This window comes from Streptomyces sp. AJS327 (genome assembly GCF_013450295.1).
Lineage (GTDB): Bacteria > Actinomycetota > Actinomycetes > Streptomycetales > Streptomycetaceae > Streptomyces.
This window is the reverse complement of sequence record NZ_SKBR01000002.1, coordinates 447,858-462,872: the sequence shown is the minus strand read 5'-3', so window position 1 is coordinate 462,872 and position 15,015 is coordinate 447,858. Positions and strand designations below refer to the sequence as shown.

At 75.6% G+C, this 15,015-nt stretch carries 10 protein-coding genes; 7 read left to right on the top strand and 3 right to left on the bottom strand.

All coding sequences use genetic code 11. From position 1 onward, the window contains the following. Positions 1–7 precede the first annotated feature (7 nt). Positions 8–844 carry a protein phosphatase 2C domain-containing protein gene (locus tag E0L36_RS11810; RefSeq protein ID WP_180928975.1) on the bottom strand — a complete coding sequence of 279 codons (837 nt, stop codon included), beginning with the start codon at positions 842–844 and terminating at the stop codon, positions 8–10. A gap of 884 nt (positions 845–1,728) precedes the next feature. On the opposite strand from E0L36_RS11810, the gene E0L36_RS11805 reads away from it, so the two are divergent. The 3 genes from E0L36_RS11805 (at position 1,729) to E0L36_RS11795 (ending at position 6,295) form a co-directional block, all read left to right on the top strand. Next, on the top strand, positions 1,729–4,890 hold the full coding sequence (locus tag E0L36_RS11805; protein WP_180928974.1) for a nitrate- and nitrite sensing domain-containing protein: 3,162 nt from the start codon (positions 1,729–1,731) through the stop codon (positions 4,888–4,890). Continuing rightward, positions 4,887–5,408, top strand: coding sequence for a roadblock/LC7 domain-containing protein (locus tag E0L36_RS11800; RefSeq protein ID WP_180928973.1), 522 nt, complete (start codon positions 4,887–4,889; stop codon positions 5,406–5,408). Before E0L36_RS11805 ends, E0L36_RS11800 begins: the two co-directional genes overlap by 4 nt. A gap of 296 nt (positions 5,409–5,704) precedes the next feature. Further along, positions 5,705–6,295, top strand: coding sequence for an ATP/GTP-binding protein (locus E0L36_RS11795; protein ID WP_308416800.1), 591 nt, complete (start codon positions 5,705–5,707; stop codon positions 6,293–6,295). Between the two features lie 350 nt (positions 6,296–6,645). Here the strand turns inward: E0L36_RS11795 and E0L36_RS11790 are convergent, their stop codons facing one another. Continuing rightward, positions 6,646–7,122, bottom strand: coding sequence for a MarR family winged helix-turn-helix transcriptional regulator (locus E0L36_RS11790; RefSeq protein ID WP_180929949.1), 477 nt, complete (start codon positions 7,120–7,122; stop codon positions 6,646–6,648). Positions 7,123–7,618: 496 nt separating this feature from the next. On the opposite strand from E0L36_RS11790, the gene E0L36_RS11785 reads away from it, so the two are divergent. Then, positions 7,619–8,506, top strand: a complete 888-nt coding sequence (locus tag E0L36_RS11785; protein WP_180928972.1) for a lysozyme — start codon at positions 7,619–7,621, stop codon at positions 8,504–8,506. A gap of 253 nt (positions 8,507–8,759) precedes the next feature. Here the strand turns inward: E0L36_RS11785 and lon are convergent, their stop codons facing one another. Further along, the gene (lon, locus tag E0L36_RS11780; RefSeq protein WP_180928971.1) at positions 8,760–11,246 is read right to left on the bottom strand and encodes an endopeptidase La; all 2,487 of its coding nucleotides are present in this window, start codon (positions 11,244–11,246) and stop codon (positions 8,760–8,762) included. A 690-nt stretch (positions 11,247–11,936) separates the two neighbouring features. Between lon and E0L36_RS11775 the strand changes: the two genes are divergently transcribed. From E0L36_RS11775 to E0L36_RS11765, 3 genes are all read left to right on the top strand, one after another. Continuing rightward, on the top strand, positions 11,937–12,695 hold the full coding sequence (locus E0L36_RS11775; RefSeq protein ID WP_180929948.1) for a spermidine synthase: 759 nt from the start codon (positions 11,937–11,939) through the stop codon (positions 12,693–12,695). A 79-nt stretch (positions 12,696–12,774) separates the two neighbouring features. Beyond that, positions 12,775–13,542 (top strand): response regulator transcription factor, encoded by a 768-nt coding sequence (locus E0L36_RS11770; RefSeq protein WP_180928970.1) that lies wholly within the window; start codon positions 12,775–12,777, stop codon positions 13,540–13,542. A gap of 19 nt (positions 13,543–13,561) precedes the next feature. Further along, the gene (locus E0L36_RS11765; RefSeq protein WP_258016145.1) at positions 13,562–14,956 is read left to right on the top strand and encodes an ATP-binding protein; all 1,395 of its coding nucleotides are present in this window, start codon (positions 13,562–13,564) and stop codon (positions 14,954–14,956) included. Positions 14,957–15,015: the final 59 nt, after the last annotated feature.

Here is a 15,015-nt window from a genome sequence, read left to right as displayed (position 1 = left end):
CCCGTCGTCAGCGGGCGCCGCCGGGGCGGGAGTCGAACTCCACCAGGACGGCGGTCGCGTCGTCGTGGCGCTTCCCGCGCCGGGGCCCGTCCTGTGGCGGCTCGCTCTCCGCGTGCCGCACCCGGGAGACGAGGCCCGCCGGGCCCTCGGCGTGGACCAGCGCGAACAGCTCGGCCCAGCCCCCGAGCCGGAAGGTCTCGGTCCAGCGGGCGGCGCCGTCGGTCAGCCCGAGCAGCGCCCTGACCGACGCGCGCTCCCGGCCGCCGGTCACCGCGTGCTCGGCGACCTCCGGGTCGGCGGCCGCCGTGTAGAAGCCCTCGCCGCCGGGCGCGTTGCGCAGCGCCTCCACGGCCCGCGCGTACCCGGCCTGGTCCCCGCGCTCCCGCAGGGCGCGGACGGCGTCGGGGAGGGTGCTGAGCCGGGGGTCGAGCACCGCCTCGACGGTGCCGTCCACCGTCTCGACCAGCAGGGCGGAGTCGGAGAGCACCAGGTGGTCAACCGTGTCGGCGTCCCAGCGCGCGAGGACGACCGTCGCCTGTGGCGTCCGAACATGAGAAAGGTCACACTCTCCGCGATGGGCCTCGGCCGTCCGTGCGATGGCCCGGGAAAGGCACTGTCGCAGGGTCAGTTCCCGGTGTGATCCGGCCAGTTCGAGCAGGGCGCCGCCCAGTCGGGCGGTGAACCAGGGAACCCCGTGCACGCATCCGTCGTCCCCGCGAGGCGGGGTCACCCCGTCCAGCACCACGAGCACCCCACCGGTTCCGAGGGCCGGGACGGCGACGGAGGCGTGGTCCTCGTTGGGTCGTCCGGGGTCACCCGGCTCACTCGTCAACTCGATGCGCATGGGACCAGTGTGCGGCGTGGGGCGGAGCCGGGCGACGGCACCGGCACGGCGTGCGCCGGACGGGCTCCCACGCGCCGGACCGGCCGGTTCTCCGGCGAGCCCCGCCCCGGCGGGCGTCCACCAGCCGCGCTTCCGGGCGGCCGGGCGCTTCCGGGAGACCCGTATCGGCTCCGCTGGACGGGACGGGGTCACCGATTACCGGTGCCGCACCCCCGGCGAGGCGGGGGGCCGGGTTCCCCCGTCCGGGCGGGCGGCCCCGTAGGGCGCGGCCGTGCGAGGGTGGGCGGTGCGCCTCCGGTACCGCTCCGGCCGCCGAACGGGCGGTGCTCCGGGACGCGTTGGCAGGAAGGCGGCGGCCGGGAAACCGGCGGCGCCGCGTGTGGGGGTTGCGGAGGGCCGGTGGAGAGCGCGCGGGGTTTCTAGGGCGGACCGGTGCGCGAACGGCGGGCGAATCGGGGGCGTCCGTTCCGGCCAACGGCGGCGGGCGGCGGCGAAACCGGCCGCGTGTCCGGAAAACCCGGCATAGGCCCCCGTCACACGCGCGGACCGGACGGCCGGAACCCGGCCGGATTCGGCTGGATCCGACCGGAAGCGGGCGCTCCGAGCCCTGAGGGGGCGTCAGGGGCGGGGCATCTTCCCAGGGGAAGGCCCGATTGCCAAGCCGCGCACCCCGGTCGCACCATTGACGTGTACACGGAAGTTGTTCGCCAACTCCCTCGTGCGGTTCACTCCTTCAGGTGGCCCGGCGAGGTTCCACACCGCGGCGCCGAGCCCCGCTGGAAGGGTCGAACGGCACAGCGGGCGGACGCCGCCTCCTGCCGGACACATTGGACTGTGCCGCCCCGACGTCCACCGGGGCAGGCGGGACGAGATTGCGAGCAGGGGTGCGGAAGAAGCAACGTCAGTCACCGGGCGTTTCCCAGACCACAACCCCGGCGACCCCATCTTCCACATCTCCCGCGCGAACCACCCCGGTTGAGGACACCTCCCATCCCGAGGGCGCCGACGGCGCCCCGGACCCGGCCACCCCACGCGCGTCCCGCCGGAGCACCGGCGGGGGCCCGTCCGGCGACGGCCCCACCGAGGACCCGGGGACCGCCCGGGGCCCCGAGCCCCCGGCGCCGCGCGCCGCCCCCGACTCCGACACCAACTCCGACACGGAAACGGACGGCCCGGCGGACACCGTCGCGGACGCGGCGGCCGCCATCGAGCCGGGCGGCGGCGCCGAACCGGAGCCGATGGCCGCCACCGCGCCGGATACCGCCGCCCCTCCGGAGCCCGCCACCGGCCCCGCCGTGCCCACCTCCCGGCGGGCCCGCGTGCGGAACCGGCTGCTGGTCAGCGTGGTGCTGTGCGCGGCGGCGGTCCTCGCCGCCGGCGCCCCGGCCGTGCTGGACGCCACGCGGAACCTGGCGGAGTCCCAGGAGCTGGTGCGCGACGCGGAGTTGACCCAGCGGGCGAGCACCCTCTCGCACTCCCTCGCCGACGAGCGGGACGCGATGGTGGAGTTCATCGCCGGTGGGCGGATCAGTGGCCGCGCCTCCGGTGCGACCGAGAGCCAGCGCTCCCGGGTCGACCGGCAGGCGGAGGAGATCCGCGAGGGGGCCCCCGAATCCGTCCGGCGGGTGCTGCGCACCGTCCCGAAGCTGCGCCAGCGGGCGCTGTCGGGTACCGGTGGCGCGCTCGACACCTACCAGGAGTACACCCGGGCCGTGGAGGTCCTGCACCGTCTCACCGACCGTGCCGCGCGGAAGCTGCCGAGCCGGGCGGGCGACGTGACGGAGGCACCGGTCGACGCCACGACCGCGCGCGCCCTGCCGGACCTCGCCCGGGCCGTCGACGGGGCCGCCGCCTCGCGCGGGCTGCTGCGCGGCGCGCTCGCCGGTCCGGGCTCCCAGTCCCCGCTCATGGAGCGGGCCCAGCGGGAGCGCGTACGGGAACAGGCCGCGATCGCCGACTTCGAGGGCGTGGCGGGCCGCGCCGCCCGGGAGGCCTACCGCTCGACGGTGAACGGCACCGACGTGTCCCTCGCCGAGCGGTACCTGCGCCGCCTCACCGACCGTCCGGCGCTGGACGCCGGGGACCGCGGCCTCAGCGCCGAACGGGTCGACACCACCCTGCTGGCCCGGGTGGACCGGATGCGGGGCGTGCAGTCGTCCTTCGCCACCGCCGAGGTGCGCCGGCTGGAGGGGCTGCGGGACGCGGACGTCACCACGCTGGAACTGCGCCTCGCGCTGGTCGGCGGCGCCCTGCTGATCGCGGTCGGCGTCAGCGTGCACACCGCCCGCTCGGTGGCACGGCCGCTGTCGGTCCTGCGGCGCGGCTCCGGGCGGCTGGCCGCCGACCCGGCCGGTGCCGAGCCGGTGCGGTTCAAGGGCCGGAACGACGAGTTCGCCGACGTCGTACGGGCGCTCAACTCGCTGGCGGAGTCGGCCACGTCGAGCCGGGAACGCGCGCTGGAGTCGGAGGCCGACCGGGCCCGCCTGGAGGGTGGCCGTATCCGGCTGGAGGCCACCCGGGACGAGCTGACCGGCGAACAGCGGCGGCTGCGGGACGAGCTGGACACCGTTCGGACGGAACTGGCCACCGCACGGGGTGAGTTGGCCAGCGCCCAGGAGGAGGCCGAGGCGGCGCGCGCCGAGCCCTCCCGCGCGGAGGCCGAGCGGGAGCGCGCCGAGACCATCGCCCGCCTCGCGCTGCGCGCCCTGGGCCTGGTCGAGCGCCAACTCGGCGTGATCGAGGGACTGGAGGAGAAGGAGACCGACCCGGACCGGCTCGGCACCCTCTTCGCGCTGGACCACCTGGCGACCCGGATGCGGCGGCACGGCGAGAACCTGCTGCTGCTCTCCGGCGCCGAGCGGACCGCGCCCCGCCACCCCTCCCCCGCCCCGCTGCTCGACGTGATGCGCGCCGCGGTGAGCGAGATAGAGCACTACAAGCGGGTGGCGCTGGGCTCGCTGCCGCCCCGTACGAAGATCGCCGGACCGGCCGCCGGGGACCTCGGGCACCTGCTGGCCGAACTGCTCGACAACGCCACCGCCGCCTCCCCGCCCGAGACCCAGGTGCGGCTCGCGGCCGACGCGCTGCCCAGCGGGGAGGTGCTGGTCTCCGTCCGGGACGACGGCGTCGGACTGCCGCCGGAGCGGATGGACGCGCTGAACGCCCTGCTGGAGCAGGCCGCCGCCAACGGCGCGGCCGCCCCGGAGCGGGACGGCGCGCGGGTGCCCGCCGGGCTGGAGGCGCTCCCCGTGGGCGAGTTCGCGGGCCCCGGCACACCCGGACTCGGGCTGCGCGTGGTGGCGCTGCTCGCCACGCGCCGGGGCTTCCGGGTGGAGCTGCGGGAGCGGCCCGAGGGCGGCACCGCCGCCTCGGTGGTGGTGCCGGAGGCGCTCGTGCTCCGCGAGCCCACGCCGGGCACCGAGCCGCTGCCGGAACCCGGCACCCGGGCCCCGTCCAGCTTCGACATCACCCGGCCGCCTCGCCCCCTGACCGCGGCGGAGGTCCAGGACGCCCACGACGCCCAGGAGGCGGCGGAGTTCGGCGGGATCTCGCGCGAGCACAGCGCGGAGCCGGAGCCGACGGGCGGTCAGGGCCGGGAGCACGAGCGGCGGGAGGGCCCCGAGGGGCCAGCGCCCGTGCGTTCCGCGCCGCCCGCGGTGACCGGCAAGGGCCTGCCCAAACGCACCCCGAAGCACCGCGCCCCCCAGCGGGCGCGGCCGGAGCGCCCCGTGCGGGGCACGACGGACGCCGAGGAACTCCGGCGCCGCCTCGGCGGGTTCCAGCGGGGCGCCCGCGAGGGACTGCGGGAGGCGGAGGCTCGGCTCGCCGCCGAGCTGCCGGGAGAGCACGACGAGCCGGACGGCACGGGTCCGACCACCCCGTCCGGCCGGCGGAATCCGGGCGCGGCGCCCGGGCCCCAGGGAGATCCGGCGCGGCAGCCGGACGCGGCGCCGGGCAGTGGCCGGGCGGCCGAGCCGGGCCGGGACGGAACCGGCCGGTCGGGGGCGCAGAGTGACGGTGGTACCGCTGAGGAGGCACGCAGGTGAAAGCGCCCACCACGCGCACGGCAGAGGGCAGTGCAGGGGCACGCAGTCTGAACTGGCTGCTGGAGAGTCTGGTCCACGAGGTGCCCGGCATCAGATCGGTCGCCGTGGTCTCGTCCGACGGACTGCTCCTGCTGTCCTCCGATCCGGGCCACGAGAGCGCGGCGGATCCGGCCGCCGGGGGCCCGCACCGGCCCGGGTCGCGGGCGGACGCGGCGGGGAGCGCGCGCGGTTCCAGCGGCGACCTGGCCACCCTGGTATCCGGTCTCGGCTCGCTGACGCTGGGCGCCGCCCGGCTGATGGACGGCGGACCGGTCCGGCAGACGGTCGTCTCGATGGACGAGGGCTCGCTGTTCATCATGTCCATCAGCGACGGTTCGCTGCTGGGCGTGCACACGGCGCCGGAGTGCGACACCAACGTCGTCGGCTACCACATGGCCCTGTTCGTGGGCCGCGCGGGACACGTCCTGACTCCGGAGCTGCGCTCGGAGCTACGCACCTCACGGGAGGAGCGCAGATGACGGCGCGTCGGGCGACGGATTCCGCCCCGGCCGGAACCGGGCGGCGGCCGGGGCGCGTCCCTGCCGCCACGACAGTCGCGCCGCCGGGGGAACCAGCCCGGCGGCGCGCCGGGGACCGTCGCCGGAACCACGGCGGGCGGGGAGCGCGGGCGGTCACCGGGCCGGGGCGAATCGTCCCGGCAGGGCCGCGCGGGGGAGGATGCTGAGTGGACTCCGTGGACATCACGGGAAGCACCCGCTCGACGGAGCGGGATGAGCGCGGACCGTACGGAGAGGACGCCGCCGGTGCCGCCGCCGTGGACGGCGCGGCGGAGCGGCAGGAGTCCGAGGCACCGCACCCGGCGGCGGTCCAGACGAAGATCGTGGTGGCAGGCGGTTTCGGGGTGGGCAAGACCACCTTCGTGGGCGCGCTCTCCGAGATCGAACCGCTGGTCACCGAGGCGCTGATGACCCGCGCGAGCGAGGGCACCGACGACCTCAGCGCCACCCCGGAGAAGCTCACCACCACGGTGGCCATGGACTTCGGGCGCATCACCCTCAGCTCCGACCTGGTGCTGTACGTCTTCGGCACCCCCGGCCAGGAGCGCTTCTGGTTCATGTGGGACGACCTGGTGCGCGGGGCGATCGGCGCGGTGATCCTCGCCGACACCCGGCGGCTGGACGACTGCTTTCCGGCACTGGACTACTTCGAGGGCTGTGGGCTGCCCTACATCGTCGCGGTGAACCAGTTCGACGGGGTCAACGACTTCGCGGCCGAGGACGTGCGCGAGGCGCTGTCCATCGCGGAGGAGACGCCCGTCGTGCTGATGGACGCCAGGGACCGGCACTCGGTCCTGGAGTCGCTGCTGGCCCTGGTGGGCCACGCGCTGGACGTGGCCCCGGCCTGAGGCGCCGGCGGACGCGGCGTCAGTCCGCGTGCCAGCGCCCGGCCACCCGCGCCCGCGCGCCCCGGCGACCGGTTCGCCCGTGGGGCCGGAGGGCCGCGCCCCGGCGGAGCGGTCCGCGCCCCGCCCGCCGACTCCGCTGTCCTGGCCGTCACCGTTCTCGTGGCGTCGCTGCCGTGCTGGCCGCCGTCGCCGCTTCGCGGGTGACGCCGCGTCACCCCGGCGAGCTCCCGGTTCCGCCCCTCGCGGCGGGACCCGGCCACCCGCCGGACGCCCCGGCCGGGTACGGCCCGGCCTTCTCCGCGGGGACGCGTCCCGACGCCCGCCGTCCGTCGCTCCGACGGGGGTGGGGCTCACTCGCCCGGCGGCGGCCCGGACTCGACGGGCGTGTTCAACCGGTGCAGCAGCCGGGCGAGTTCGGCCACCTCGGCCCGGTCCCAGGAGGCCATCTTCCGCGCGTACCGTGCCCGGCGGGCGTCCCGCACCCGGGTGAACCGCTCCCGCCCCTCCGAGGTCAGCCGGACGAGCGAGGCGCGGCCGTCGGCGGGATCGGGCGTGCGGACGACCAGTCCGAGGCCGTCCAGGGCCCGCAGCTGACGGCTTATCGTGGCCTTGCCCACGCCGAAGTACTGGGCCAGGTCGGTGGCCCGCTGGCTCCCCGCCTCCGCCAGTCGGACGAGCAGCCCGTAGGCGGCGGGCTCCAGCTCGGGGTGGACCTCGCGCGCCATCTCGCCGGAGGTCGCGCGGGCCCGGCGCAGCAGCACGGCCAGTTCCCGCTCCAGGTCGAGGAGTTCGTCGAGCTGGCCGGTCCCGGCCGCCGCGTCGAGCACGCCGGTCCCGTCAGCCGGGCCGGACGCGTCCGCCCGACTCGTACCGCCCGCGTCCCTCGTGCCGCTCGTGTCGCTCGTTCCGGTTGTTCCGCTCGTTCCGGAGGCGGCGCCGGTCCCGCCGACATCACGCGCGTCGGCGGTGGCGGCGGTGTGCGGCTCCTCGGCGGGTGGCCGTCGTTCCGCGAATCCGGGCGGCGCGCCCGGCTGTCGCGAGCGGTCCACACCAGTCGCGCCAGCCGTACGACGGTCCGCACCGCTTCTGGTCTCGTGCACGTCAGGCACGCCTCCGGCGTTTTCCGTAAAGAAAGTTTCCTTCAAAGCCTACAATTTCCGCAGCTCTGTCAGCACTCACGAGGTGTAGACCAACGGCGGCTACCGGGTGCCTTCCTGGCCCCTTCTCCACGCGCGTACTGTCGCTGTGACATGCCCATACCAGCATGTTGGTCTGCCCCTTCCTCCACCCGACCATCCCCCACCGAGGTTTCTGGAGGCAGTCATGCCAGGCTCCACTTCCGTCCACTCCCGGCGCAGACGCGGCGCTCCCGCCGCGGCCGGTGCCGTTCTCGCGTCCTTCGCCCTGGTGGTCGCCCTCCCGGGCACGGCGAACGCCGCTCAGGAGGACGCCGGCCCCGGCGCCCGGGACAGCCAGCGCGCCGCACCCACCAAGCCCGGCGAAGCGTCGTTGGGCGCGGGCGTGCGGATGTACGAGGGCGACAGCACCGACGGCGCCCCGCCACCGATCACCAACCGCGCCGCCACCGTCAAGGGCGTCGACGTGAGCAGCCACCAGGGGAACGTGAACTGGAAGGCCCTCTCCGACAGGGGAGTCCGATGGGCCTACGTGAAGGCCACGGAGTCGACGAGCTACAAGAACCCGTACTTCACCCAGCAGTACAACGGTTCGTACAACCGGGGGATGATCCGCGGCGCCTACCACTTCGCGCTGCCCAACAAGTCCAGCGGCAAGACGCAGGCGAACTACTTCGCCAAGAACGGCGGCGGCTGGAGCAAGGACGGCAAGACCCTGCCGGGCGTGCTCGACATCGAGTACAACCCGTACGGCTCGACCTGCTACGGGCTGAGCAAGAGCGCGATGGTGAAATGGATCCGGGACTTCACCCGCACCTACAAGTCCCGCACCGGCCGGGACGCGGTGATCTACACCAACACCAACTGGTGGCGGCAGTGCACCGGCAACAACGGCGGTTTCGGCAAGACCAACCCGCTGTGGATCGCCCGCTACGCGTCCTCGCCCGGCGCGCTGCCGAACGGCTGGGGCTTCCACACCTTCTGGCAGTACACCTCCTCGGGCCCGGTCGTCGGTGACCACAACGTGTTCAACGGCGCGTACAACCGGCTCAAGGTCCTGGCCAACGGCGGCTGACCGAGACCGCCGGGGCAGGGCCCCGCGCCGCCCGTTCCACTCGCGCTCCGCCGGGCGGAAACGGGCGGCGGGAGCGAGGGGGCACCACCGTCCGCCAGCCGCCCCCGGCTGCCGGGCCGAACGTGGTGGGCCGGGTGGCGCGGCGGCGTCCACCCGGCCCACCGCACCCGGGGGAAGGGCCCCGCGCCGGTGCGCGCGGGGCCCTCTCCATCACCGCCGAGAGCCTGCGGACGGGGACGCGGGCCAGGGCGGCTCAGGCCGCGACCGGCATCTCCCGGCCGCTGGCGCTGTGCGCCGGGGTCAGCGCCAGCTCCAGCACCTGCCGCACGTCGGAGACCGGGTGCACCTCCAGCCCCGCGAGCACCTCCGGCGGCACGTCGTCCAGGTCGGGCTCGTTCCGCTTCGGGATGACCACCGTGCTCACCCCGGCCCGGTGCGCCGCCAGCAGCTTCTGCTTGACACCACCCACCGGCAGCACCCGGCCGGTCAGCGAGACCTCACCGGTCATCGCCACCTCGGGACGGACCTGACGGCCGCTCAGCAGCGAGGCCAGTGCGGTCGTCATGGTGACGCCGGCGCTCGGGCCGTCCTTGGGCACCGCGCCCGCCGGAACGTGCAGATGGATGCCGCGCTCCCGCAGATCCCCCACCGGCAGCTCCAGTTCGGCGCCGCGCGAGCGCAGGTAGGAGAGCGCGATGTGCGCCGACTCCTTCATCACCTCGCCCAGCTGCCCGGTGAGCGTCAGCCCCGAGGCCCCGGTCTCCGGATCCGCCAGCGACGCCTCGACGTAGAGGACGTCCCCGCCCGCCCCGGTGACCGCCAGGCCGGTGGCCACCCCCGGGACGGCGGTGCGCCGCTCGGCCGGGTCCTGCGCCGACTCGGGCGTGTGGTGCGGCCTGCCGATCAGCTCCCGCAGCCCGTCCGGACCGACGGTGACGGGCAGCTCGCGCTGGCCCAGCTCGTGCTCGGCCGCGACCTTGCGCAGCACCCGCGAGACCGCCCGCTCCAGGTTCCGCACCCCCGCCTCGCGGGTGTACTCCCCCGCCAGCCGGCGCAGCGCGGCGTCCTCCAGCACGACCTCGTCCGGCTCCAGCCCGGTCCGCTCCAGCTGCCGTGGGAGCAGGTGGTCGCGGGCGATGGTGACCTTCTCGTCCTCCGTGTAGCCGTCCAGCCGGACGACCTCCATCCGGTCGAGCAACGCCTCCGGAATCGCCTCCAGCACGTTGGCCGTGGCCAGGAACACCACGTCGCTCAGGTCCAGTTCAACCTCCAGGTAGTGGTCCCGGAAGGTGTGGTTCTGGGCCGGGTCCAGCACCTCCAGCAGCGCGGCGGAGGGGTCGCCCCGGAAGTCCGAGCCGAGCTTGTCGACCTCGTCCAGCAGCACGACGGGGTTCATCGAACCGGCCTCCCGCACGGCCCGGACGATCCGCCCCGGCAGCGCGCCGACGTAGGTGCGCCGGTGACCACGGATCTCCGCCTCGTCCCGTACGCCGCCAAGCGCCACCCGGACGAACTCCCGCCCCATGGCGCGCGCCACACTCTGTCCGAGCGAGGTCTTCCCGACACCCGGCGGGCCGACCAGCGCCAGCACGGCGCCACCGCGCCGCCCTCCGACGACCCCGAGCCCCCGCTCGTCCCGGCGCTTGCGCACCGCGAGGTACTCGGTGATCCGCTCCTTCACGTCCCCCAGCCCCGCGTGGTCCTCGTCCAGCACGCGCCGCGCTCCGGGGATGTCGTACGCGTCCTCGGTGCGCACCGTCCACGGCAGCTCCAGCACGGTGTCCAGCCAGGTGCGGATCCAGCCGCCCTCGGGCGACTGCTCGGAGGACCGCTCCAGCTTGTCGACCTCCTTGAGCGCGGCCGCCCGCACCTCCTCGGGCAGGTCGGCGGCCTCCACCCGGGCGCGGTAGTCCTCTCCCGCGTCCTCCGGATCGCCGTTCAGCTCGGCCAGCTCCTTGCGCACCGCGTCCAGCTGACGGCGCAGCAGGAACTCGCGCTGCTGACGGTCCACACCCTCCTGGACGTCCTTGGCGATGGACTCCGCGACGTCCTGCTCGGCGAGGTGTTCCCGGACGGCGTCGACCGCGTACGTCAGCCGCTCCACCGGGTCCTCCGCGCGCAGCAGCCGCAGCTTCTGCTCGACGCCGAGGAAGGGGAAGTAGCCCGCGTTGTCGGCGAGCTGCCCGGCGTCCTCGATCTGCCGCACCCGGTCCACGACCTGCCAGGCGCCCCGCTTGCGCAGCCAGTCGGTGGCCAGCGCCCGGTACTCACGGACGAGCTCGGCGACCGCCTCCGGCAGGGGACTCGGCGTCTCCTCCGAGACCTCGGCGACCGTGATCCACCGCGGCCCACCGGCACCTCCGCCGTCACCCGCCGCCGCGGCTCCACCGGGCTCCCCGGCCGTCGCGGCTGCGCCGGGGGCGGGGATCTCCCCGGTGGTACGCACCCGGCGCACCGCGCGGATCAGCGCCCCGGGGTCGCCACCCGCGAGGCGGCCCAGCTGCTCGACCCGGCCGAGCACCCCGATCTCCCCCGGGCCGCCGGCGCCGTCCGCCCCCGCCGGGCGCGGCAACAGCAGCACCTGCGGCTTGTCACCCCGGGGCGCCGCGTCCCGGGCGGCCTCGACGGCGGTGCGCACATCGTCGTCGGACAGGTCCAGCGGCACCACCATGCCGGGCAGGACCACCTCGTCGTCGAGGGGCAGGACCGGCAGGGTGAGGTGGGTGGACGATGAAGCCATGATCTCTCCCTTGGCAGCCAACTTGAGTACTACACGCTCAACCTCATGACGGTCCGGGATGTTCCCCGCCCCGCCCGCCCGATCCCGGGGTGTTCACCGTGGGCGAACACCCCGAACACCCCTCCGTGGACCGCCCCTTGGGTCCCCGCTTCCGCACCCCCTCACCGTCCACCACCGCCCACCACCCAGGCCCCTGCGCGGGGAGCGCCCGCCTCGACGGCGGCCGCGCGCCGCCCCGACACCCCTCCGAACCCCGGCGGCCCCCGTCCGCTTCCCCGGATTCCCCCGGATTCCCCCGGAACCGGCACCGCCGTCGCCGCCTCGCGGGCCGGGGGCGAAGGCCAGGGGCGAGGGAGCCGCGGTCTTCCCGCAAACGGTTTGGCGGGGAGCCCGGACGGCGCGAGGATGATCGTCGGCGCCGCGCCCCGCACCGCGCCTCCCGGCCAGCCACCGTGACGATCAGGCCGCCAGTGGCCCAGACCACTGGGCGCCACCGGCCGGGAGGCCCGCACCGGCGGCCGCGCCGCCCCATCCGGCGCCCGGCGCCGGTGCCCCGCCGGACGCGCGCCCGCGGCGTCCGCGACCGCGCCCGACCCCAGGGAGGCCGCCGTGCCAGAGGCCCCGAGCCCGCAGTCCGCCCCGCCCCCGCGGCCGTCCGCCCGGCCCGTCCGGCCGCCCGCCCCGGGCCCGCTGGGCTACGGGCCCGGGGCGGAACCCACCGTCCTCGACCGGCGGCGGGGGCCGCACGGCGAGATCGTGCTGCGCCACCGCGCTACCGGGGAGCCGGGCCCCGCGACGGCGGGCGGGGACCGTGACGGCGGGGACGCGGCGGGGCTCAACGGGGTGTACGAGATCATCGCCAACGGCTGCTTCCTGATGGACACCTCCGACGGCCGGTCGGAACGCCTGCTGGTGCGGTCCGCGCTCGCCGCGCTCCCACCGGACCGGGCCGCCCCCACCCTGCTCATCGGCGGACTCGGCGTGGGCTTCTCGCTGGCCGAGGCGGCGGCCGAGCCGCGCTGGGGAACCGTCGCCGTGGTGGAGCGGGAGGCCGCCGTCCTGGACTGGCACGCCGGGGAGCGGGCGCCGCTCGCCCCGCTGTCCCGCGCCGCGCTCCGCGACCCGCGCACCACCGTGCTCCACGCCGACCTGGTCGAGACGGTGCGCCGGGGCGTCCCCGCGAGCGTCGACGCGCTCTGTCTCGATATCGACAACGGCCCGGAGTGGACGGTCACCGAGGACAACGGCTCGCTGTACTCCCCCGCCGGGCTCAGCGCCTGCCACGCGCTGCTGACCCCCGGGGGCGTGCTCGCCGTCTGGTCGGCGCGGGCCTCCGCCGACTTCGAGCGAGAGCTGCGGATTGCCGGATTCACCAGCGTAAGGACCGAAGAGAGCCCGGTCGCCCGAGGCGTCCCCGACGTGGTCCACTTCGCCGTCAAACCGGCGTAGCCGCACCCCACATGAGGCCCTTACGCTTCTGCCAGTAGACACACGACCGAGTCACGGGCGGACGCAGGGGCGGGGCCGAATGGACCAGAAGAACAACTCGCAGTCGCAAACCGGGGCCGCCGCCCCAGCGGCCACTCCGGGCGCCCAGCGCCGCATCCTGGTCGTGGAGGACGACCCCACCATCGTCGACGCCATCGCGCGGCGCCTGCGGGCCGAGGGCTTCCAGGTGCAGACCGCGCCGGACGGCCCCACCGCCGTGGACACCGCCGAGGCGTGGCAGCCCGACCTGCTGGTGCTGGACATCATGCTGCCGGGCTTCGACGGCCTGGAGGTCTGCCGCCGGGTGCAGGCCCAGCGGCCGGTTCCGGTGCTGATGCTCACCGCCCGGGACGACGAGACCGACATGCTCGTCGGCCTCGGCGTCGGCGCCGACGACTACATGACCAAACCGTTCTCCATGCGCGAGGTCGCCGCCCGGGTGCACGTCCTGCTGCGCCGGGTCGAGCGGGCGGCGCTCGCCGCGCACACCCCCCGCAGCGGCACCCTCCGCCTCGGCGAACTGGAGATCGACCACGCACAGCGCCGGGTCCGGGTCACCGGCGAGGACGTGCACCTCACGCCGACCGAGTTCGACCTGCTGGTCTGCCTGGCGCACTCGCCGCGCGCGGTGCTCTCCCGGGAACAGCTGCTGGCCGAGGTCTGGGACTGGGCGGACGCCTCCGGCACCCGCACCGTGGACAGTCACATCAAGGCGCTGCGGCGGAAGATAGGGGCCGAGCGGATCCGGACGGTGCACGGCGTGGGGTACGCGCTGGAGACCCCGGCCCCCGCGACCGACGGGGTCTGAAGGGCCGGCGACGGAAGGGATGTCGCTCACCGACCGCGCGGCGCCGCTGGCCCGGCGCCTGCGCGATCAATGGAGTCCACTGGTCCGTAAGCTGCGCGCGCGCCGTCGCTCCGGCGCCGGGTCCCGCGGGGCCACCGCGCGCGGCGCCCGCGCCACGGCCGCCGCGCTGGCCCGGCTGGCCCGGCGCTGCCGCTCGGTCGCCGCCCGGGTGCGCCAGCGCTGCGGACCACCGCTGCGCGCGCTGGGGGCCTGGCTGCCGCCGCTGGCCGGGCGCTTGCGCCGCCGCTGGGAGCCCGCCGTCAGCCGCGCGGGAGCGCAGCTGTGGGAGGGGCTGCGCCCGCTCGACCCGTACCGCTCCGTCAAGGCCGCGCTCGGGGCGCTCGTGATCACCTCGGTGACGATCACCACGCTGCTCGCGCTCTTCGCGGTCTACTCGGCGACCGAGCTGCGGGTCATCACGGTGTTCTCGATCATCGCCTCACTGCTGATCACCCAGTTCGTCGCACAGTCGCTCACCTACCCGCTGGACGAGATGACCGACGCGGCCAAGGCCATGGCGCACGGCGACTACTCGCGCCGCGTCCGGGTGGGGCGGCGGGACGAGTTCGGGGAGCTGGCCGAGACCTTCAACCAGATGGCGGCCGACCTGGAGTCCGTCGACCAGCACCGCAAGGAGCTGGTCGCCAACGTCTCGCACGAGCTGCGCACCCCGATCGCCGCGCTGCGGGCGGTGCTGGAGAACGTGGTGGACGGCGTCTCCGACGCCGACCCGGAGAACATGCGCACCGCGCTCGCGCAGACCGAGCGGCTGGGGCGGCTCGTCGACCACCTGCTGGACCTCTCCCGGCTGGACAGCGGGGTGGTGCCGCTGCACGCCCGGCGCTTCGAGGTGTGGCCGTACCTGGCGGGGGTGCTCAAGGAGGCCAACATGAGCAAGGGCTCCGGGCACGCGCGCACCGACGTGCACCTGCACCTGGACGTGTCACCGCCGGAGCTGACCGCCTACGCGGACGCCGAGCGGCTGCACCAGGTGGTGGCCAACCTCATCGACAACGCGGTCAAGCACAGCCCGCCGCACGGCCGCGTCACCGTGCGCGCCTTCCGGCCGGACGGGGGAGCCGAGGAGAGCCTCGGCGTCGAGGTGCTGGACGAGGGGCCGGGCATCCCCCGGGACGAGCGGCACCGGGTCTTCGAGCGCTTCAACCGGGCCAAGGAGCCGGCGGACCGCCGGGCGGGCCCGCCACTGCGCCAGCGCCAGACCGGCCAGGGCTCGGGCGACGGCGGCACCGGTCTGGGGCTGGCCATCGCCCGCTGGGCGGTCGATCTGCACGGCGGCCGGATCCGGGTCGCGGAGTCCCCGCGGGGCTGCCGCATCCAGGTCACCCTCCCGGGGCTGGCCGACGAACGGATGTGACGTAGGCTCGGGACGGTCCTTGACGAAATCATTACCCGCCGGCGGCGGGATGGCGGACG